Here is a 19040-nt window from a genome sequence, read left to right on the forward strand (position 1 = left end):
CTCTAGTCTAGTTGCTATTACTCCACCCACTACAGCTATTTGCGTTTCCGCTAGTACGGTTTTGGTTTTATGCCTATTATAATAAAAGTATCGCTGGCTAGAGAGGGGGTCAACGACCCCCTCCAGTTGTTGCGAAGGTTTACTGGCAATAGTGGAGTGTGTGTGTTTTATAAGTAGATGCGGTACTGGCATAACTGGTTCGAGTGGTGGGTTAGTGGCGATACTGGAACCCCTGGTTTTATGATGGTTCTTCGTCTTGGGTCCGCCTATGGGCCGATTCAATCGAGAATCGTTCATCATCCAGGACAAAGACGTCCTCCGGGATGATTATCAGCCAGAGACGCTCGAGGAGCGGGATGAAGAACTCGACGAATATGCGGCCGCTCTCCGTCCCGTCATTCAGGGCTGGCAACCGAACAACGTCTTTCTTTATGGCGTTACCGGCGTTGGGAAGACAGCTGCGACGCACGATCTTCTTGAGGAGCTGCAGGAATCTGCCGAAGAATATGATGACGTCGATCTCAACGTTATCGAACTCAACTGTACTGGTTGCACCACATCCTATCAGGTAGCGGTCAATCTCGTGAACGAGATTCGCTCTCCGTCCCATCCTCTCACTACTGTCTCGTCTCCACGCGAACCCATGAGTGAAACCGGATATCAGCAAAAGCGTATCTTCAACGAACTCTACAATGACCTCGAGTCGGTCGGTGGGACGATTCTCGTGGTCTTGGACGAGATCGATAATATCGGATCGGATGACGATATCTTGTACGAACTCCCGCGAGCACGCTCACAGCTGGATCTCGATGTGAAATTAGGTGTAGTCGGCATTTCGAATGATTTCAAATTCCGCGAAAACCTCTCTCCGAAAGTTAAGGATACGCTCTGCGAGGAGGAAATTCTATTCCCTCCCTACGACGCGACGGAATTACAGAATATTCTCCGGCAACGCGCCGATATTGCGTTCTACGATGATGTTCTTGAGACAGATGTAATTCCGTTGTGCGCAGCGTTCTCTGCACAGGATTCGGGATCGGCTCGACAGGCGCTACGGTTACTCCGGAAAGCAGCCGATATCGCTGAAAACGAGGCAATGGCCGACGGGGAGGCGAAGATCACCGAGGAGCACGTTCGGGAGGGAGAACATCAAATTCAGCGCCAACAGGTTGTCGAGGGAATGCATTCGCTGACCCGACAGGGACAGTATGTGCTACTAACAGTCTGCCAGCTGGCAGCAGAGGGTGAAACACCCGAACGGACGAAACTGATCTATGAACGGTATCAAGAGGTTCTTCGTGATCACGGCAGTGAACCGCTGAAACGCAGGCGGGTACACGACCACTTGTCAGATTTGAGCCTTCACGGAATCCTGCGGTTGGTCGACTCGTCGGGTGGACGCGGGAACTACAACGAATACGAGCTTGATGTCTCTCTATCGTCAGCTCTTGATGCACTCGAGGGTGAGCTAGGAGAGCTTGACGATATTCGTGAAACTGCGAAACGGCATCGGGTTCTGGAATGACTTCAGAACCGCCAACACCAGTACTGCCAATACCCTCTCCACTTTTGCCAGTAACCACGTAACCGTCACTGCCAGTTTCTCCAGTATCCTCTCCGGTGTTGCCAGTATCCCCATATATGACTTGATTCTCAAACACCCTGGTTGCCAGTAACTCTATGATGCACTATCGTACGCCGCTTTTACTGGCAATAGTGGAGTGTCTGACGGAATATCAGATAATTAGATGGTGTCACCTCTCATCCGTAAATTGCGACCGATGTGAACGCTCATCCCTCAACAAGTACGAACTCACTCGTCGGGATTAACTGGTCTCTTATACTTAGAGCGGATTCTGTCGCCATCTCGCCACTGCCAGTAGTAGTAGCGATTGTCGTTGATCTTCTTGATCGTAATTGTAGCCTTCGAGGGGACGTCGTCCGGATGATCCCCCGGTCGGTCCTCGATCTGTTCTTCCTCGTCCTGTTCGGCCAGTCGGGCTTCGCGTTCGCGATGTTCGGCGAGTTCCTCGGCGAACTGGGCGATATGCTTGAGCACCTCTGGTGATTGCTTATTGAGAATCTCCACGACGTCGTCGGGGATTTCTTGCGGTGGGGATGGTGGCGAGTAAGACATGGGTCACGGCGTGTTAACCAACACTGGCACTGGAATCTTCTTGCTGTTGGTTAATCTGGGTATTTATCGAATCGAGAGCTCTTCGAGGACCGCCACTGTTGCTTCGAGTTCCCTGCGCCGGGCTTCTCGTTCGTCGATTTCCTGCTCTAGTTCGAGAATCCGCTCCGAAAGCTGCTCCGTCACGTCTCCAGTCGCCGGAAGCCGTCCATCAGGACGTGGGACGCTCCCGCTCCGAATCTCGATGTCGACCCGTCGTAGGTGCTTACAGCCACCGCTCGGCTGGCGCTTCGTGAAGTCTGGACACGTACACGTCTTGCTCGCGACGTCGACTTCATAGGTGTTCCCCGACGCCGACTGCACCTCGTACACACCACCTTTCCTGAGCAATGAGACGTCTATCTCCTCAGTTCGAGCGCGCTCGGTACGGGGTTCGCTGTCTTCCTGGTGGTCTTCATTGTTAACCGACGGCTGCTGCACATCTCCTCCGGGAGTCGTGGTCGTGGAGGTGGCAGCAACAACGCCGCCATCGGCGGCGAATCCATCACGTTCGTGTTCGCCTCGATCCATCTCTTCAGTCTCGCTTGTCTCATTTCGTCCGGACATGGATTGGTCTGGGTCTGTCCGACGTGACGAGTGCAGTCACGCCGCCACCCTTCGTCGGCGCGAAAAACCACTCCTACAACGCAGTACTGCAGAACCCTCCGCGACTCCGGCTTCCCGCGAGACACAGACTCGTTACTCGTCGACGGTTTCGATGAGCTCCTCAGCAGTCGACCCGATTCGACCAAGCCGCTCCTGAATCGCGTCTGCGTCGTCGTCCTGCCACGCGGCCACGTAGAACGCGGACCCACTCGTATCCAGTCCGAAATACCGCCCGACGATGTACGCGACTGCCTCGGCCTCAACCTCGCGTTTCGATCGCTCAATCTCGTCGGTGACATCAGCGTGGAGTAGGGCGTGAGCGAACTCGTGGATGAGTGTCACGGCGAGGTCGGCCTGATTCGAGCGGGCTTTCGCCTCGACGACGGGTTGGAGATCACGCGTACTTCGGTATTTGCAGACGCCCTTGGCGTCGCCATGTTCCCACTCGGCAGCGTCGACGATACGAACTGTCATGCCGATCTCAGCAGCTGCATCCTTGAGTGCGGGCACGAGGTCGTCGGCATCGCCAGTCGCCTCAGTCTCCAGCTCAGGAAGCGGCTCACCCTCGGTCTGAGACACATCGAAGACGGCAGTGGGCTTGAACCCGACGAGCCCCTCGGACCACTCCTTGGGTGGCGTCTCGTCGTACTCACAGTCGCTTTGCTCATGGTAGCTTGGCGAGTTCTCGCATTCGGGACACTGCTTCGTAATGATCGGCGCCCAGATCCAGATTGCCTGTTCGCCCTCCTGGACGTGGCGGTCGAACTCATTCCGCCAGGTGTTGTACCCCGCGACCTTCGTCGCATCGGGACGCTGGAGCTTGATGAGCAGCGAGTTTCGATATGAGTAGTCGTGGAAGCGACTCTGGACGTCGAGCCACTCTTGGAACTCGTCGCTGGCCTGTGCCTCGTCGACGTCGTCAACGAGGTCGTCGATCCACGCTTCGATGGTACTGTGCATCTCGTCGTCTCGCGTGTCGGTCTCCTCGAAGGAGACCGACGGGTCACTGGTCGTAGCCATAATATTCACCGAATCGAGTTCACGGCGATTCCGTCAGTTCAGGACGCGCCGCACCCCTTGGGGGCGCACAAAAAACTCGCGCTGGCAGTCACCGGAGAGCGGCCTTCACGTCAGCGAAGCCGACCGCGACGAGATACTCGAAGAACTCGTGAACCATTTTACATCGCTGGGTGTGTCGGTCGCGAGGTATCACTTTCTACGATCCCGATTATGTACCGATTGTAAGTTCACTACCTCGCGGCACGCCGGCCGAGTACAAAGACAAGCAAGGCCAATAGAATCGGCCCAAACATGGCTTCGATGACCATCAGAAATTCACCGGGTTGTCCCGCAGCCTCTAATACAGGCGTCCCAGTGAAGAAAACCGACACGCTGTGGAACAAGGCCGTGATCAGGAGTAACGGGTTCTCGTTCACCGCGTCGATAGTCACAGCTGAACCGGCCGCCTGCTTCATTGTTCCTGTCGTCAAGTAAAGGATCCAGAACAGTCCGATGACCAGACCAGAAATACTCAGTATCCGGCTGAAGCTCTCACCGTAGACGAACGTCCAGCGTTGCACCTCCGCGAAGAGCCATCTCGTCCAATCGCCGTTCTCTTTGAGGAGTTTCCGTCGCATCTCCTGTCGGCGCTTGAACATCGTTGACTGGAGCGTCGGAAACCCGTTCTGACGCGCTAGCTCCTCCAGTCGTCGGTATGCACTCCGTGCTCGCCGCAACTGGATGATCTGCAGATCCTCTTCCATATCCTCCAGACCCTCCATCTCGATTGCAAGTGATGCCTCAGGACCATCGGGGGGTGAATCGGTGTCGTATCGTAAATAGTGGGCGACCTGCATCTCACCGATACTGCCCTCCTCGACGAGTTGCGTCTCACTACTTATTCGCGCGCCATCGAGGACCGCGCCAAACAGATGCGCTCGGGCTAAGTTGGCCCCAACAAGGTCGGCACCCTCCAACGAGGTGCGAACCAGCACCGCTTCTTGGAAACCCGCTCTCTCACAATCGGCTCCGGTGAGTGATGCCTCCTGCAGTACGGCGTCGTCGAACGTTGCCATCTCTAGGTTCGCACCTCGGAAGTTCGCATCGCTACATCTTGCTCCGGAGAAGTTGGCATTCTTGAGGCTGGCCTCTGAGAGGTCGGCATCCTCCAAGGTCGCATGCGAGAAATTGGCCGCCTCCGAATCCACCGACTCACCAGCCATCACATCCGAGAGGTCGGCACCGGTGAGGTTCGCTTCTGACAGATCGGCCCCGAGCAGTGGAACTCCCGCAAGTTCCGTCCATCCGAAATCGGCTCCCGAGAGATCGGCATCGTTGAGGTAGGCCCCTCCGAACGTCGCTTCGGTAGTCTCAGCGCCGGAGAAAATGGCATCGACGAGCGTGGCCTCGGAGAACTCAGCTCGGTGAAGTATTGCATCAGAGAAATCCGGACCGTCCTCAACCTGGTTGGAGTAGTACCAGATACCGGAGAAATCAGCCTCGGGCAATTCCGCTCCTGAGAAACTGGTGTCACCTAAACGCGCACCCGAGAAATCGACCGAGAATTCCGTTTTAGGATATAGATGACATTGTACGTCGGTGAAATCGGCACCCGTCAGATTAGCGCCTGAGAAGTCGGTATCCCAGAGGAACGCATTTGTGAAATCTGCGCCGTCGATAACGGCATCGGAGAAATCAGCCTCTCCAAGTTGTGCATAGTGGAACTGGGCTCTAGACAGGGTGGATCCTGAGAGGTCGGCTCCACGCAGCTGGGCACCTGAGAAATCACTTTTACTTTTCTCGATGGAATGAAATCCCGATTCGTCATCTTCGGTGAGATCGGCGTTACGAAGGGAAGCCCGGGTAAAGTCGACGTCCCTTGCACGACCAATCTTCGCGTCTTTAAGGAATGCGCCGGATAGGTTCGCACCAGTCAGGCTGAGATCGGAGCAGTCTATTCCCTTAAGGTAGGTATCCGACAGGTTTCGCTTCAGACGTCGAGAAAGACGCGAGTTTCGAACTAGGTCGGAGATATTGAGATGCACCCCGGACATCTCATCGTCGGTCAGCCCTTCCGGGACGTCGGCACCGAACATTGTCGTTTCGGAGAACTTGTTCCTATCAAAACACGCAGTCGACAGGTCGCCACCACCTAGGCTGGCATTGGACAAATCGCATTCCTCCAGCGATGCGTCAGTGAAATCAGCACATCTGAGATCTGCATCCTTAAGTGAAGTCTGATGCAGGACAGCTCCCTCTAGGGTTGATTGGAGAAGGCTGGCACCCGAGAGATTTACGTCAGTAAGCTCAGCGGCGGAGAGGTTCACACGGGGCAAATCGGCTTCAGAGACATCGGCACCGGTGAGGTCGGCGTTTTCGAAATCACCTGTCACCGGGAGGTGCCGAGCGTCTTCAGAGAGAAAATCGACATGATATTTTTTTGTGGGATGAGTACCTGAGAGGTCGGAATACCGTAGTGTGGTGTCCAAGAACGCCGTTTTTGAGATGATAGCATCCGAGAAGTCGGCCCCTTCGAGATCGGCTCCCGAGAAATCAGTTCTGTCGTGAATATGTTTTCCCTCGAGGTCCGCTTCGGAGAAATCTGCGTCTTGTAGGTTAGCCTCGGTGAACTTCGCCATCCGGAGTTTAGTTTGATGGAACGTGAACCCATCCCCAAGGACTTGGTTCGACATTAACGCTCCATCCAGCAACTCAGCGACCGGTTCGTTCAGATCTCGAATCTCCGGCGGCGCACGTGCTGAACGCAGCTTCTCGATAGATTTCTCCTCAACTTTTTCTGGATCGGCATGCCAGATGCACCGATCTACATCCGCGGTTGTCTCTCGGTAACAGCTGCTCTGTCGGTCGGGGTCGTGGTCTATGTCGTGGTCCTCTGGCCAAGTGTACCCACAACGGTTCGGTGGTTCCCTATCGGTCATGGTGCCGCTTGCTTTCCTACCTTTCCCGATACTGACCACTTAGTCATACCGGGTACGCTACTATTCTGTCCTTGACTGACACCCTTTCCCGCTAACAAACTCGTTTACACGCGTCACAATCACTCCTGACACGTCGTTCTTGGATACGGAAGGTGGCCTTATTCCTTAATTAGAAGACTACAGCCGGTGACTACGGTCACCATCAATACGTTGACCCTCTACGCACCGGCGTGCTTCTTTGCTGATTCTCGGCTGCAATGCTATAACTGGTCGGTCTGGAGCTCCCACTACGGGGTATCATCTACCTCGTCCTCAAGAAAATCGGAACGATTCATCCTCGTCAGCGAAGCCGACCACGACGAGGTACTCGAGGAACGCGTTGAAGTGGTCAACGTCGCTGGGCGTGTCGGTCGCGAGGTGACGCGCCCACTCGATAGCCCACTGGAAGGCGGGATCGGTGCCGCCCTTGCCGTGAATGTACCACCACCGGGCCGCTTTCAGCACGACGAGGGGATTCGTCGGTGGGTGCTCACCGGCGAGTCCACGGGTGATGGACTCGATTTCGTCGGGGATGTCGGTGGGATTGACCTCGCCTGATTGCGTGTTCGCGATATCGACTGGAATCTCATCAATCGAGACGTCGTTCGTACTCTGTTGTTGACTCACAGGAGTTCACCTCAGTGTGAAGGCCCTCTTTCGAGCCCTCGCCCTCTCCGGGCGCGCGAATAAACAGCTCGTGGCGTCACGCGGGCGGGAAGGAGACGCTCTGCTCGCCGGCGAGCTCCTCGAGATTGTTCCGATGCCGGTGTGAGAAGTAGCACTCGTAGCTGCAGTAGCCACAGATCTCGCCCGTGCCGTACTCGGCGACGTAGGGACCACGCTCTGTCGTCCAGACGTTGGTGCTGCACTCGGTACACGCCGCGCCCTCGATATCGCCTGGCGTGGGCCCGGAGTAGGTGAGCTCGATCCCGTCTTCTTGGGGCGTCGAATCGGGCCAGACGCCGTGGGTCTGCCAGAAACTTTTGAGCCGGCTGAGACTATACCGGACCGTCTTCCGGACCGTGACGTGATCGGCGTCGCGACCGCTGTCATCCCAGCCGTCTGGGGTCCAGAACTCACCGAACTGCGCGCCACGATGCAGGCCATTCCAGTCGAGGCCAACGATGTCGGCTGGCGGTTCCCCTGTCAGTGTTGGTTGGGTGAGTTGCTCGACGACCTCGAGTTGCTTGGGTGGGCTACCACCGAGGATGTGGACGCGACGGCCCCGCCAGTCGACGGGATCGGAGAACTCGTGGGCGAGCGTCTCCGCATAGCCTCGCGAGTAGCCAAGCACGATATCGTCAGGAATCGCCTCGATGGCGGTCCGGCATTTCGGGACGATAATGAACTCCGTCTCTGGCAGGCTTTCTTGGAGTTCTCGAATCGTGTCGACGTACATTTGTGCTTCTGCAGCATCGTAGGCGTCACCGATGACACCCACGTCGGGCTCGTACTCGAGTGCCCGATTGACGTATCGGTCGAGGTCGGGATTCTGAAAATCGTTGTCGAGCATCCCCACTGGACACTCGAGGTCGTCGAATTGCGACTGCTGATACGTACAATCCTCGCGAAAGCCAGGAAGGAAGCCGAGGTCCAGAGCATCGGTTGCAAACGGAACCCGATGGAGGAACGCCACGTACGCCGCCTGACGGGCGTCCGTGTGTATCTCGGTAGAGCTGGCGCTACTTGGGTCTACGCTGTCGTGAATGGCCATGAGAAGTCTCCTACGGGACTCCGTCGCCCCGCAGTGCTCCACGGGGCACGACAGACCCTGGTAGCGTTAACCAACGAGAGCAGAGAACGGGGCTGCCTGTTGGTTAATCATCGAAGCGGCACTGCATCGCTGCCTCGTCACCTGAGAGCGTCTGCTGATCCGCGTCCGTATCTGCGAAGAGCGTCGACTGATCACCCGCTGCAGACTCCGCTACCTCGGGCCGGTCGTCGACGCCGAATTCACTGGCTTCGGGTCGATCGAGCCGCGAATCGCGGTCGCGATGATCGACGTCTGCGCCAAAGTCCTCAAGGGACGTCTCGACGCTCGTCTCCGTGACTTCGAGCTGGCCATCCTCTCCGAACGCGGTCTGTCGTTGAACCTCGATTTCGGGTCGGTCGCTCATCAATCTCGAGCCTCCACCCGTGACGGCGCCGACAAACAGCCCGCGAGCGTCCCGTTAGGTATCGTCTGCCCGAAGCTCGCTGGCTCGGTCTTCGAGCCGGCGAAGAATCTGGACGCGTTGCTGGTGGGTGTTCTCGTAGGCGACGCACGCTCGCAGCGTCTCCATGTCGTTGATAGTCGCGATACCAGCGTTGATGAGTCGTGAATTCGGTGGGTCGAGGCGCTGTTCTGGGGATAGTTCGCTCGAATCTGAGTCGTGCTCTCCTGTGTCGCTCACTCTTGGTCGCCTCCACACCTCCTGAGGCGACGAGAAACAGCACCAGCCCGCTACTCGTTGTCTCCTGGTTGGATCTGGCGGGCGTCCTCGGCGAGGTCGCGGATGTACTCTCGAAGTGTCTCCATGTCCTCGCGGGCGTCTTCGAGCGTCTTGCCTTTCGCTTTCGCGATCACCTCGTCCTGGTCTCGAGTTCCGGTTCCGCGTTTGAGCTTCACCGTGAGGGAGACGCCGACGTCGCTTCGCTCAACGTACTCGGTCCGTGTTTGTCGCTCGTTGTTCTCCGTCGATTCAGCGGACGTGTGAGACTGCTGGGTGTGTTCTGTCATGGTTGGCTCTCGCTGGAATCGATATTAGGCGGACAGTGCAACCGGTTCGTCAGCTAGCTCGCGAAGGGCTACGTCGATCTCGCGTCCGGTGAGCCGCCAGCACCCGTCGGGTCCTGTGCATTCCAGCTGGCTCACGACCTTGGCCTTGAAGTCCATGTACTTCGCGAGGGCGACGTCCTCGTCGTCAGTATAATCGAGCAGGAGCGCGAGCGCGAGCTGGGCCGGCCCGCTGCCACTATATCCCCATTCGAAGCCCGAGGGACTGTGATTCGCCAGCTCGAGACTTCGCTCCGGTGTGAGCTTTTCCTGGTTCGATTGGTTCTCGACGATGGCGCGGCCTCGACGACGGTAGCCGACGTAAACGACGTCGGCGTCACTCGAGGCCCGTGACTGTTCGTGCGAGTGTGGGTTGCTGATTCCACTCATTTGTCGGTTCGCGGGAAGCTCGTTCGAGCACCCCCGCACCCCTCGGGGGGCGACAAACAACCACGAGATTCTCCACGGAGGAGCCATCGAACTGCTCCCGAGGGCTAGATACTGCCGAGATCTGCTGAATTATCAGCTAGTGACGGGTTCAGCAGAGTTCTAGTAATCGACGTGTTGAGCCGGCGTAAGCGAAATAGACTCGATCTCTTCACGACGGACATCTTTCTCAAGCCCGTTCTCACTCACTAATCGTAGTACCCCTTCAGGACCACCGCGAATCGCTTCGGCCCCCGCCGCGAAGTACTCCGCGCGACCATCGTCAGCCCAGACTTCGACGCGCAACTCTGCGCCCTCTACGTCACTGCTCCACTGCCGCTCAACGTATGCCTCCCAGCACTCGTCACACACCGCTTCGGCCTGGTCTGCTAGATTCCCGCTGAACGAGTCCGGTTCGAACGATAAGGACAGATGGAGTGCCTCGCGGCAAACGCGCTCAGCCCCCGTGATTTCTCCTCCCGCATCCCTCTCAATTCGAACCAGACAGCCGTTCACGCCGACTATAGACTCGTCGTTGAGATCCACGTATGGCCGATCGAGTCGATCTCGACAGTGTTGACACGTAATATCCGCCGTTGTCACCTCTTCATCGAGTTCGAAGTGCTCGCCCTCAATTGGTACGCGCACGTCATCACAGAGACTCGACCAGCCGAATCCGGTACTCGGGGGCATATGGTTGTTGTAGCAAACGTGAGTGAGCCCATCGTCAGTTGTCCAGCGATAGGGCGTCGGGTACATCGCGTGGACATCTAACCACAGAGACAATAAAACCGACTCCAACGGAGGGTCGACATTTGGTTCCCTACGCGAGGTGGGAGACGTCTGCAGGCTCGTCAACGTCGTTGAACTCGCCTCGCTCAACCGGTTCCCAGTCGTCACCCGGCTCCGGACTCCACCAATCGACGTCGTAGGCGCCCGGTGCCCCGAGGATCTTCACCCGTGCCGAGCCGTCAGGCAGGTCGTGACGGAGCTTCTCGTCGACGTGGAGTTCCAGGTCGAATCGGTGTCGAAGCAGGCGAGGACAGCCTCCTCGTAGCCGCGTGTTTCTCGGGATTCCTGGAGTTCGACCTGGGTGTTGCAGTGCTTGCAGAACACCCCTTCGAACGGAATGTGACTGAATATCTCGTGCCCACAGACGGGACACCAGAGGAACTCGAATAATGCTTCGCTGTGGCGGTCGATAACTTCCAGACTCATCTGTGGATCTGGCCCGATTGAGACGGGCCACCCATTCCGGCCCAGAAATAAACGCCACCGCAGATACGCTCCTAGCAATCAGCGCTCGGCGCCGTAGACGATTCTCGAGGGGGCTTCGTACCCGCAGTTCCGGCACTCGAACCAGCGCTGGACCTTCGCGCCGCCAGCCGTTTTTCCACCGCTTGCCACGTCGCTGTTCGGACACTCGGGACAACTCAGCTCGGGCGCTGGCCGCTCCCGGAGCTCGTCACGGAACGACGTCGCGTCCTTCGTCTCATATCCCCGCGACCAGACCGGGTAGCCGTCGACGAGGATGGCTCCACGCCACTTGTACCGGTAGGAGTCCGGTGCTCGATGCAGGACGGCTCGCGCAGCGGTCTCGGTGTTCCGATACGCGAGTGTGGGCGTGCGGCTCTCGCGTCGCCAATTGGTAATTCTGGACATTCTTTAGAAATGGACGTCGGCGGGCACGATCCAGAGCTCCTCGCTCTCCTCGAGGAGTCGATCCAGCTGCTCGCGATGGCGGATGCCGTTCGCGTACTCGTTGTACAGGAAGATCGTCGGGCCGTCGTACGCACCGACTTGGTGAAAGGCGTGCCGGGCGAGGTCCTCGTCGCGCATGATCTCCTCGTCGGAGAGTTCGTTGAGTGCCTCTTTCACCCGGTCGAGATTCCGCTCGAACTCTTCTTTCGTCGCCTCCCAGCCACGCTCGAGCAGGTCTTGGCCGTCGTCGGAGTCGACGGGGGCCGCGGCCGGGAGCTCACCCCATCGCGCCTTCCCCGCAACTGACGTGTCCTCCTCATCGAAACAGACGTAGTAGTCGTAGACGGCGCCGGCGTGTGGGTCCGCACCAACCAGACGGTCGAACACCGTCTTTCCGGTGGCCAGCGCGTCGTCGTGGGTCGATTCCTCTACCAGTGTGTATATGATCATGTGCATCTCGAACACCTCGAAGCGCCGACGCACCGGAAGCCGTTGCTCGCTCGCTCCTGCTGCGCCGGCACCCATCGCCGGCGCTCGAAAAACTCTCTTCGTGACGGAGGAGTCTCAGGATTCGTCCGTTCGTTCGACAGTGATGGCCAGGTCGCCCGATTCGTAATCGGCCTCGAAGTAGACGGTGGACGCATCCGAGTCGTACGCGGCGTGGTAGGCGCGGTGACGCTCGAGCGAGCCGGTCGCTTTGAAATGAAAGAACGCAGCCGACGTGTAGGGCTTGCTCTGGGTCTCGATCTGTGTCTCAACTGACGCCGGAAGCGCGATCTGTGGCGTATCGATGTCGATACTCGATATGAAGGCTTGAGCTTCGTCGACGGTGGCCTGCGAATGTTCGGGTGTCTCACCGGTCAGGACGTTCACGGGTGTCTCCGTTTCATCGGTGAACAGGACGTCTTCGTAGGTTCGTGTTCCGAGGATCGCCTCGGGGCCCAGCTCACAGTCTTCGAACGGGCCGTCGGTAGATTCTTCGGACATAGTTTCACGACGCCCCGCGAGGGGCGCAGTTCTTCCTGCCCCCGATAAAACACTCTGGGGCACACACGGCGGGCCGGCCAGCAGTTACTCGCTGATCGGCTCGAGGGAACTGAGGTCCGCGTGAAGGACTTCGCCGTCGCGAACGACGTACCGCTTTGCCAGCACGGGGAAGCGGCACTTGGTAAATCCGGCTGTCTGGATGTCGAATTCTTCGTCCGGTTCGAGATACTCTGCGAGCGACCGGAGGAACTCGTGGGTGACGATGCCACCGTCGTAGTCGGGAAGACCGTTCTCACGGGCCTCGTACACTTCGAAGCTATCGTAGCCCCAGATAACGAGTTCGCCGTCGTCGTTCACCTCCCAGTTGAGCGTCCCGAAGCAGTGATCCTCACAGAGTTTGCGGACGGCCTGTGGATTCGTTACAAGTGCGCCGGTCGATGTCGTTGCGGCTTGGAGTGTTGCCATGGGTTGTCCTCGGGAGCGTTTTCATGCCCCCGCACCCCTTCAGGGGGTGAACAACCGCTCACGCTGTGGCAGCCACGGGACGCTGTGCTGTCGACAAGTCGTGTAGTCAGGATTCTCCGTTGGCGCCACCGTTCTCCGTCGTATCTGGTCGGGTGAGGAGACCCACCTGCTCCAGAAGCGTCGTCGCCGTGTTGATTCGCTCTCGGTCGGCGGGCTCCAATTGCTCGCTGTCGATACTAGTGAGGTTGCTGAGCGCGCGGTGGAGTCGATAGCCGGGGGTGTCTCGTGGGTCCATGTGTGCGCCTCCGCCAATTTACGGCGCAAAAAACACCGGCGGGCAGTCAGCAGGGCAGTCCAGGGGGTGATCACGAACTGGCCTCAGTTAACCAACAGAACGAATCGATCTCAGGATTCGTTGGTTAAACTGACACCGTCTCTACTGACCAGCTTCGGGTTCGGGCCCATAGCGAGGTGTCCCGCACCGCTGACACTCCCACATAGGCTGCCCGGTCCACTCGTCATCGGGGACGGTCTCGGATTCGCGGAATCGATGCTTCGTCTCCCGACCGCACTCCCGGCACTCGAGGTGAGTTCTGTTCGGGCGCTCGCGTCGTGGCTGTGCGGTATCGGTCTTGTCAACGGATTCCTGGAGCGCAATCGCTGGCACCAGCCAGACGTCGTCGTCTGCGTCCTCACGAAGGGTCACGAGACGTTCCTCGTCGCGAATCCCACTCCCGCTTTCGTCGTAGAGGAACGTCGCGTGTTTGTCGTCACGACACGACTGCGTCGTCTTTGTCCACGGTGTCCGGTGGCGAGCAGCCGCGAGCAGCTGATTACCACATTCAGACGTGACCCGTGTCGCCGAGGGGAGCGAGGGCCACTGATCAACAAGCTGTGGGGCCGGTTCCTCGTCGAGATCGTAGATTAGCTTGCAGTCATCGACTACTGGGTCATCATCTCCCTTCGCGAGGAGGGTGGCCGCAGCAGATCCCCTCCCGACGGCGCAGTAGAACGTCGACGCCTCTACGAGCAGCTGGATGACGTGGAGGAGAGTCCGTTCGGCATTCGATGTGTCCTGGTCGTCGGCTCCTTCGAGATGGTTCGTGAGACAGAACCGGCACTTCGACTGGCCAGCGGGGATCGACGCTCTACAGGAAGCGCACTCGGTCTCACCTTCTGTCGGGTCGTCTGGATAGCCGGCGTCGACGTCCCCTGTTCGCTGCCGCCGAGGCTCGCTACCATCGGTGAGTTGGTCGTCGGGAACGTGGGTCGCTTCGCCGAGCGGCCGGAGAGCTTCATAGTCGGCGTACTGGTCGGTCATAGAGTGGTCTGGCCGTATCATGCTTCGTCTTCCGATTTAAATAATGGTCCTCACATCAATCAACCTACAGGCACACAATCGAAAATCGCATTGTGGGCTCTACACAGCCAGTTCGTCCAGCGCGTCGCGGTGGGTTCGCACGGTGACCACCGAGACGTTCGCAACGTCGGCGACGTCCGACTGGGTGAGCCACCGTCCGTCTTCGCGTCCGGCCTTGTACAGACAGGCTGCGGCGAATCCAGATGGCCGAACCCCCGTGGTTGCTCCGGTCGATTCGGATGCTTCCGCCAACTGCCGAGCCCGCTGCCGGATTTGATCGGAGACATCGAGCTCCGACGCCAATCGCGGAACGAACGCACTCGGCGTCACGGGCTGGGCCGGCAGGCCAAGTTCCGTATTCAGCGTCGTGTATGCGTTCGTCACCCGCGATTGCTCGACGCGCGCCGACTCGGTGATGTCGTTGAGCGTTCGCGGCCGCCCGTTGCACCGACACACCCCGTAGACGCTTGCGGCGGCCATCGCCTCGATCGACCGGCCCTGCAGGAGGTCCTCGTTCTGGGCGCTCCGGAAGAGCTGGCAGGCCTGGTCGCGGATCGTCTCGGATAATTCGAGCGCACTACTGATCCGGCGGACTTCACTAAGCCCATGTGCGAGGTTGCGTTCAGCTTTCGATTGAAACCGCCCACGAGATTGTTCACGTCGCATTCGAGCGAGTCGCTGTCGCTTCTGTCCGGAGAGTTCGTTTCCATTCGCGTCGGTCCGGCGGCCGATCTCCGTTGACAACCCCCAGTCGTGCCGCGTCGCCGTCAACGGAGCGCCTGTCCGCTTGCGCTCGTCGTCATCGAACCCTCGCCACTCCGGCCCGTGGTCGATTTGATACTCGTCGATGACGAGCCCACACTCCTCGCAGACGGTTTCGACTGTGTTGGTGGTGACCCGGCCGTCGCACTCGGGACACTGATTCGACTCCGTGTCGGTCTGGACGTCTTCGTCGAAGTCAGTTTCGTAGATGTTTCTGGTTGCCATAGTACGCACGAGGGGATTCACGCGGATCGCGTCTCTCGGAATGCCCCTCACCCATCAGGGGGCAAATACACACCACACGGGACGGCGCTGACACTGATGGACTGCGGTGGCGAAAGCCCGGCCGCGCAACGGCGCGCAGCGCCGTGAGCAGCCCGGACCGTGGAGGTGGTGGGAGGTGGCGGTGACGCGTACACACCAGCAAAAAAGGGGCGCGTCGCCCCGGCTATTCCCACCACCGACCGCGCTCGGGGAACATTATGGTGCTCCACCCAGTGATGGCCAGGGAGACGCGTCCCTCGTACCAGTTCCGGGCCGCCTTGTGAATACGCACCTGCTCGCCCTCCTCAATCCACGGCGCATCTGATTTCTCCCAGATTGTCACCTTCGTTTTTCCACTGTCGTCCGCGATTAGACCGACTTGTGCGATGGCCGGCGAGTCCGCATCCCAGAGCACCTCGACTCGACCCTCGATGCTCACCTCTTTGCGATTGACGTCCTCGAGCTTCCCAATGGGGATCACCGTCCCAGGCGCCGTCTGCAACTCCTCGAACACCCCGACGACTGTACTCGTCAGGTCTTTCCCACCGACGACGGCTTCACCCAGCCGCCGGCCAATCGCTGCTCGCGACCAGCCATCCAGCTTCTCCGCCAGCCGCATCGACTGCTTGTTCACCGCCGCCAACTGCTCCTGCGTGAGTTCTGCACGAGGATCGTCTCGCTCCGGGTCCGCCCACGGGTCCACGCTCGCCGCCCGCTTCTGGAACGCTGCACGCCGCTCAGCACTCCGCTTCGCCGCGATATCTCGCGTCCGCTTCGCGCGCCCCTCCTGCTGACTGAGTTCCGCCTGGGCACTGATGTGCTCCAGCTCGGCCTCCCGTGCCTCGATGCGCTCTTCCTGTTCGAGGGTCTTCCCGAACAGGTGATCCGGGCCTTCCTCGACCCGCGCGTCCGGATGGTTGGAATCGACTTTCGCCTGCACTTCCATGTCGACTGTCGCCCGGAACTCCGGGGTCTCGTCGACGACCTCGAATCCGTCCTCGTCGACCTCAACTTCATCGTGTTTCTCGAAAGCCTGTTCATCGACCGAAACTACATCCGTGGTGACGTTGTTACTAGACATTGGAACTCACACGTTCCTGAAGGCGCGCACGCGCCCGACACCGCGATGCTACAACATCGCGGATTTCCTCGACGACAACGACCGACAGACTCGTCTGCGCGCTCTCGCTCGCGCCTTCGCGAGCGCCCTCTGGGCGCGAGCGAGAGCGCGCCCGAGGCGGACGACCATCCAGCCCCGCGCGCCGACCCGCCCGGAGCGAGCGGCCAGCGGGATATGCCCGTTCGTGTCCGGCCCGATGGGCGGGTCCGTGTCCAGGGCGACTGTCGCCGAGAACGTGCGCCGCGGTGTGGCGCACGACAGCGCAGGCGGCACCAAGCGCTGGAACGCGAAAGCCCGCAAGGGGCGCAACCGACGGGGATACCCGCTGGCGCCGAGGGCACATGCATTTTAGCCCGGAACGGGCGCGGGCGGTGCGGAGAGCGCCCGCACGCCCGGAATGGTCGGTCGCGAGCGACGCGGAGGGCGGCAGCGGCGAGCGGGGCGGGCCGCTACGTACACACCCGTTCAGCCGGCTACGTCGCTCGGTTAGCTATCTACAGTCCTGGCGGACTCAGAAAGGGCGAGGCCGCCTCGGTCGTCCCGCGACCCCGCAAGCACCGCAGGCACGAGGCGCGCAGCGTGGGTCGCGGGATGCCGAGCGGGCGAGGGCTTTCAAGGATGATACGCGTCTCCGCGACGGGAAGAGCTACTCACTGTCTGTATCAGGCTGATCCTCGACAACGACGTCCACCCCTTCCGGTGACACGTCGAGTTGAATCCCCTCGACGGTGAACTGGACAGCGATATCCTCATCAGACGAAGCAACCAACTGTTCGAGCGCCTCGACGTCAACGTAATCGTGGAGCTGGTAGGCGTCGTCCTCGAGCCCACCCGTCTCCAGCGTCTCAATAATCTCGACGAGAAGGTCATTCGATCCGCCCGAACTGTCCGATGGAGGGGAATGCATCTGAACGCTCGGGGCTATGAGTGGCAGGCTTGTAAAACGTTAGGAGTCAACCACAGAAGCTCAACGCTTCGCTACTTGACTTAGCGCGTTCGGGATAGCGTCGGCGCAACCACAAGCGATTATGCGCTTTGACGCCGACTGGATGTCGCGCGCCGATGACCGCATTCTGGAGCATCTCTCTGAAGCCGGCCCCGACACCCCGAAGGAGATGGCGGACAGCGATCGCGTGCGCTTCTCCCGTCAACACATCAATGCCCGGTGCAAGACGCTCGTCAAATACGGTCTCCTTGTCCACCTCGGCAACGGCGTCTACGATATCACGAGAACGGGAGAGCAGTATCTCGCCGGCGACCTCGACGCTCGTGACCTCGACCCCGAATAGCGTCAGCTGTCACCGGTGACCAGGTCCTCGATGAACCGGAAGCCGTTCACGAACGTCACCGAGTCACCGTACCCCTCGCTCGCGAGGACGGTTTCGGCCCCTTCGCCGGCCGCGATATCGGTCGTGTAGATGTACACCTCGGTCGCCGTCCCCGCGCTGAGATGCTGGGCAGCGAGGGCGGCGAGGGCAGCGTCCGCCCGTTCAACTTCGTCTGCGGGCCGGTCGTCGGCGTTCGCGATGTACCGCTGGACGCCGTCCATCGACCGGGAGACGACAGGCTCGGAGAACTCGAGCGGTGACGCAACCGTCGCCCAGCCCTCGTCGATCGCGGTGTCGACGGGTGGCGCCTCGACGTTGGGGTCGTCGACGGTCAGTTCCTCGTACACCCGTTCGGGCAGGACGAATGTAACGTCGTTCCGGCGAGCGAACCGCCGAACGGCCTGGTACCGACGGTTCGACGGCTGCCCCATCGCGACGAACAGGCCGGTGTCGGCGATGTGGAGCCGGCTCACGCGTCGTCAGCCGCGTCGCCGTCGTCGATATCCAACTCGTCGAGTCCTGCCCCTGCCTCCTCGATGTCGTAGTGTTCGTGGACGACGGGCCGGAGCGCCTGGAGGATCATCTCCGCAGCTAGCGGCGAGATGTCCAGATCCTCGGCCATCAGGTGGTGGGTCACCTCGCCGCGCTCGCGGGCGACGGCGTAGGTGAGCGCGGTCGCGAGGCCGGCGACGCCGTGGCGGTCGATGTAGGTGTCGATGTCGGCGTCCGTCTCGCGGCGGCCGACGGCGTCGATCAGCGCCGGCGTAATCGTGTACTCACGGTCGCCTGCGGCGGTCGTCACGGTCAGGTCGATCTCCCGGGCGGCGTACCGGCGCGGCTGCTCGTCGTCGGTGACGTCGACGATGCCGGCGTCGACGAGCCGGTTGACGTAGCTGTAGGCCGTTCCCTGTGCGAGCTCGAGGTCCTCCATCACGTCCTGGACGGTCGCCTCCCCCTCCCGAGCGAGGTACGCGTACAGCTGGGCGAGCTGTGGCTCCTCGAGGAGATCGGCGACCGAGAGGAAGTCCTGGACGATGTCGCCGTCGGCGCGATTTGAGGTGCGTGACACGGATTGTTCTTGATTACAGTTTACAGCGAAACAATAAAGAGTGTTTG

Annotated in this window: 24 protein-coding genes and 1 pseudogene; 2 read left to right on the top strand and 23 right to left on the bottom strand. The window is 59.7% G+C overall.

The genetic code is table 11. The features are described 5' to 3' along the window. Window positions 1–268 precede the first annotated feature (268 nt). The gene (locus ACOZ32_RS12500; protein WP_135823168.1) at window positions 269–1525 is read left to right on the top strand and encodes an orc1/cdc6 family replication initiation protein; all 1257 of its coding nucleotides are present in this window, start codon (window positions 269–271) and stop codon (window positions 1523–1525) included. A gap of 288 nt (window positions 1526–1813) precedes the next feature. Here ACOZ32_RS12500 and ACOZ32_RS12505 read toward each other — a convergent pair whose 3' ends face one another. The 21 genes and pseudogenes from ACOZ32_RS12505 to ACOZ32_RS12605 all read right to left on the bottom strand — a co-directional run bounded on the left by ACOZ32_RS12505 (window position 1814) and on the right by ACOZ32_RS12605 (window position 17503). Continuing rightward, window positions 1814–2137: a hypothetical protein gene (locus ACOZ32_RS12505; RefSeq protein WP_424335276.1), complete on the bottom strand. Its 324-nt coding sequence runs from the start codon at window positions 2135–2137 to the stop codon at window positions 1814–1816. Between the two features lie 63 nt (window positions 2138–2200). Beyond that, window positions 2201–2740, bottom strand: coding sequence for a hypothetical protein (locus tag ACOZ32_RS12510; RefSeq protein WP_424335277.1), 540 nt, complete (start codon window positions 2738–2740; stop codon window positions 2201–2203). 132 nt (window positions 2741–2872) lie between these two features. After that, a complete protein-coding gene (locus tag ACOZ32_RS12515) occupies window positions 2873–3799 on the bottom strand; it encodes an ImmA/IrrE family metallo-endopeptidase (RefSeq protein WP_424335278.1) in 927 nt (308 codons plus the stop codon). A 230-nt stretch (window positions 3800–4029) separates the two neighbouring features. Continuing rightward, the gene (locus ACOZ32_RS12520) at window positions 4030–6717 is read right to left on the bottom strand and encodes a pentapeptide repeat-containing protein (protein ID WP_424335279.1); all 2688 of its coding nucleotides are present in this window, start codon (window positions 6715–6717) and stop codon (window positions 4030–4032) included. Window positions 6718–7029: 312 nt separating this feature from the next. Further along, entirely contained in the window at window positions 7030–7383 is a 354-nt protein-coding gene (locus tag ACOZ32_RS12525) for a hypothetical protein (RefSeq protein WP_424335280.1), read from the bottom strand. Between the two features lie 76 nt (window positions 7384–7459). Next, the gene (locus tag ACOZ32_RS12530) at window positions 7460–8470 is read right to left on the bottom strand and encodes a DUF6610 family protein (RefSeq protein WP_424335281.1); all 1011 of its coding nucleotides are present in this window, start codon (window positions 8468–8470) and stop codon (window positions 7460–7462) included. A gap of 103 nt (window positions 8471–8573) precedes the next feature. Further along, complete coding sequence (locus tag ACOZ32_RS12535) at window positions 8574–8873, bottom strand: hypothetical protein (RefSeq protein ID WP_424335282.1); 300 nt, start codon at window positions 8871–8873, stop codon at window positions 8574–8576. Between the two features lie 54 nt (window positions 8874–8927). Further along, the gene (locus ACOZ32_RS12540; RefSeq protein WP_424335283.1) at window positions 8928–9149 is read right to left on the bottom strand and encodes a hypothetical protein; all 222 of its coding nucleotides are present in this window, start codon (window positions 9147–9149) and stop codon (window positions 8928–8930) included. 50 nt (window positions 9150–9199) lie between these two features. Next, a complete protein-coding gene (locus tag ACOZ32_RS12545; RefSeq protein ID WP_424335284.1) occupies window positions 9200–9475 on the bottom strand; it encodes a DUF7389 domain-containing protein in 276 nt (91 codons plus the stop codon). Between the two features lie 24 nt (window positions 9476–9499). Beyond that, a complete protein-coding gene (locus ACOZ32_RS12550) occupies window positions 9500–9901 on the bottom strand; it encodes a DUF6166 domain-containing protein (RefSeq protein ID WP_424335285.1) in 402 nt (133 codons plus the stop codon). A 159-nt stretch (window positions 9902–10060) separates the two neighbouring features. Continuing rightward, window positions 10061–10483, bottom strand: coding sequence for a hypothetical protein (locus tag ACOZ32_RS12555; RefSeq protein ID WP_424335286.1), 423 nt, complete (start codon window positions 10481–10483; stop codon window positions 10061–10063). Between the two features lie 277 nt (window positions 10484–10760). Continuing rightward, window positions 10761–11155 (bottom strand): annotated as a pseudogene (locus ACOZ32_RS12560) (DUF7567 family protein). A gap of 78 nt (window positions 11156–11233) precedes the next feature. Beyond that, entirely contained in the window at window positions 11234–11599 is a 366-nt protein-coding gene (locus ACOZ32_RS12565; protein ID WP_285254295.1) for a DUF7568 family protein, read from the bottom strand. Window positions 11600–11602: 3 nt separating this feature from the next. After that, a complete protein-coding gene (locus ACOZ32_RS12570; protein ID WP_424335329.1) occupies window positions 11603–12094 on the bottom strand; it encodes a hypothetical protein in 492 nt (163 codons plus the stop codon). 108 nt (window positions 12095–12202) lie between these two features. After that, a complete protein-coding gene (locus tag ACOZ32_RS12575) occupies window positions 12203–12625 on the bottom strand; it encodes a hypothetical protein (RefSeq protein ID WP_424335287.1) in 423 nt (140 codons plus the stop codon). An 84-nt stretch (window positions 12626–12709) separates the two neighbouring features. Then, window positions 12710–13090: a hypothetical protein gene (locus ACOZ32_RS12580; protein WP_424335288.1), complete on the bottom strand. Its 381-nt coding sequence runs from the start codon at window positions 13088–13090 to the stop codon at window positions 12710–12712. Between the two features lie 106 nt (window positions 13091–13196). Then, entirely contained in the window at window positions 13197–13385 is a 189-nt protein-coding gene (locus ACOZ32_RS12585; RefSeq protein WP_424335289.1) for a hypothetical protein, read from the bottom strand. A gap of 141 nt (window positions 13386–13526) precedes the next feature. Beyond that, on the bottom strand, window positions 13527–14411 hold the full coding sequence (locus tag ACOZ32_RS12590; protein ID WP_424335290.1) for a hypothetical protein: 885 nt from the start codon (window positions 14409–14411) through the stop codon (window positions 13527–13529). Between the two features lie 99 nt (window positions 14412–14510). Next, on the bottom strand, window positions 14511–15437 hold the full coding sequence (locus ACOZ32_RS12595; RefSeq protein WP_424335291.1) for a transcription initiation factor IIB: 927 nt from the start codon (window positions 15435–15437) through the stop codon (window positions 14511–14513). Between the two features lie 223 nt (window positions 15438–15660). Next, window positions 15661–16557 (bottom strand): DNA-binding protein, encoded by an 897-nt coding sequence (locus tag ACOZ32_RS12600; RefSeq protein ID WP_424335292.1) that lies wholly within the window; start codon window positions 16555–16557, stop codon window positions 15661–15663. A 685-nt stretch (window positions 16558–17242) separates the two neighbouring features. Further along, window positions 17243–17503 (bottom strand): HalOD1 output domain-containing protein, encoded by a 261-nt coding sequence (locus tag ACOZ32_RS12605; RefSeq protein ID WP_424335293.1) that lies wholly within the window; start codon window positions 17501–17503, stop codon window positions 17243–17245. A 121-nt stretch (window positions 17504–17624) separates the two neighbouring features. On the opposite strand from ACOZ32_RS12605, the gene ACOZ32_RS12610 reads away from it, so the two are divergent. After that, window positions 17625–17885, top strand: coding sequence for a MarR family transcriptional regulator (locus tag ACOZ32_RS12610; protein WP_058365419.1), 261 nt, complete (start codon window positions 17625–17627; stop codon window positions 17883–17885). Between the two features lie 2 nt (window positions 17886–17887). Here ACOZ32_RS12610 and ACOZ32_RS12615 read toward each other — a convergent pair whose 3' ends face one another. Continuing rightward, window positions 17888–18397, bottom strand: a complete 510-nt coding sequence (locus ACOZ32_RS12615; RefSeq protein ID WP_148416356.1) for a hypothetical protein — start codon at window positions 18395–18397, stop codon at window positions 17888–17890. Further along, window positions 18394–18993 (bottom strand): DUF7437 domain-containing protein, encoded by a 600-nt coding sequence (locus tag ACOZ32_RS12620; RefSeq protein ID WP_424335294.1) that lies wholly within the window; start codon window positions 18991–18993, stop codon window positions 18394–18396. Before ACOZ32_RS12620 ends, ACOZ32_RS12615 begins: the two co-directional genes overlap by 4 nt. Window positions 18994–19040: the final 47 nt, after the last annotated feature.

Origin of the sequence: Halobacterium sp. MBLA0001 (assembly GCF_049705385.1) — an archaeon.
In the GTDB taxonomy this organism is placed as follows: domain Archaea; phylum Halobacteriota; class Halobacteria; order Halobacteriales; family Halobacteriaceae; genus Halobacterium; species Halobacterium salinarum.

Coding starts and splice junctions, on each gene's coding strand:
- ACOZ32_RS12535 (WP_424335282.1), bottom strand. CDS start 8,873: ATGAGCGACCGACCCGAAATCGAGGTTCAACGACAGACCGCGTTCGGA.
- ACOZ32_RS12520 (WP_424335279.1), bottom strand. CDS start 6,717: ATGACCGATAGGGAACCACCGAACCGTTGTGGGTACACTTGGCCAGAG.
- ACOZ32_RS12530 (WP_424335281.1), bottom strand. CDS start 8,470: ATGGCCATTCACGACAGCGTAGACCCAAGTAGCGCCAGCTCTACCGAG.
- ACOZ32_RS12500 (WP_135823168.1), top strand. CDS start 269: ATGGGCCGATTCAATCGAGAATCGTTCATCATCCAGGACAAAGACGTC.
- ACOZ32_RS12610 (WP_058365419.1), top strand. CDS start 17,625: ATGCGCTTTGACGCCGACTGGATGTCGCGCGCCGATGACCGCATTCTG.
- ACOZ32_RS12595 (WP_424335291.1), bottom strand. CDS start 15,437: ATGGCAACCAGAAACATCTACGAAACTGACTTCGACGAAGACGTCCAG.
- ACOZ32_RS12505 (WP_424335276.1), bottom strand. CDS start 2,137: ATGTCTTACTCGCCACCATCCCCACCGCAAGAAATCCCCGACGACGTC.
- ACOZ32_RS12545 (WP_424335284.1), bottom strand. CDS start 9,475: ATGACAGAACACACCCAGCAGTCTCACACGTCCGCTGAATCGACGGAG.
- ACOZ32_RS12580 (WP_424335288.1), bottom strand. CDS start 13,090: ATGGCAACACTCCAAGCCGCAACGACATCGACCGGCGCACTTGTAACG.
- ACOZ32_RS12515 (WP_424335278.1), bottom strand. CDS start 3,799: ATGGCTACGACCAGTGACCCGTCGGTCTCCTTCGAGGAGACCGACACG.
- ACOZ32_RS12510 (WP_424335277.1), bottom strand. CDS start 2,740: ATGTCCGGACGAAATGAGACAAGCGAGACTGAAGAGATGGATCGAGGC.
- ACOZ32_RS12570 (WP_424335329.1), bottom strand. CDS start 12,094: ATGCACATGATCATATACACACTGGTAGAGGAATCGACCCACGACGAC.
- ACOZ32_RS12565 (WP_285254295.1), bottom strand. CDS start 11,599: ATGTCCAGAATTACCAATTGGCGACGCGAGAGCCGCACGCCCACACTC.
- ACOZ32_RS12600 (WP_424335292.1), bottom strand. CDS start 16,557: ATGTCTAGTAACAACGTCACCACGGATGTAGTTTCGGTCGATGAACAG.
- ACOZ32_RS12585 (WP_424335289.1), bottom strand. CDS start 13,385: ATGGACCCACGAGACACCCCCGGCTATCGACTCCACCGCGCGCTCAGC.
- ACOZ32_RS12550 (WP_424335285.1), bottom strand. CDS start 9,901: ATGAGTGGAATCAGCAACCCACACTCGCACGAACAGTCACGGGCCTCG.
- ACOZ32_RS12590 (WP_424335290.1), bottom strand. CDS start 14,411: ATGACCGACCAGTACGCCGACTATGAAGCTCTCCGGCCGCTCGGCGAA.
- ACOZ32_RS12605 (WP_424335293.1), bottom strand. CDS start 17,503: ATGCATTCCCCTCCATCGGACAGTTCGGGCGGATCGAATGACCTTCTC.
- ACOZ32_RS12575 (WP_424335287.1), bottom strand. CDS start 12,625: ATGTCCGAAGAATCTACCGACGGCCCGTTCGAAGACTGTGAGCTGGGC.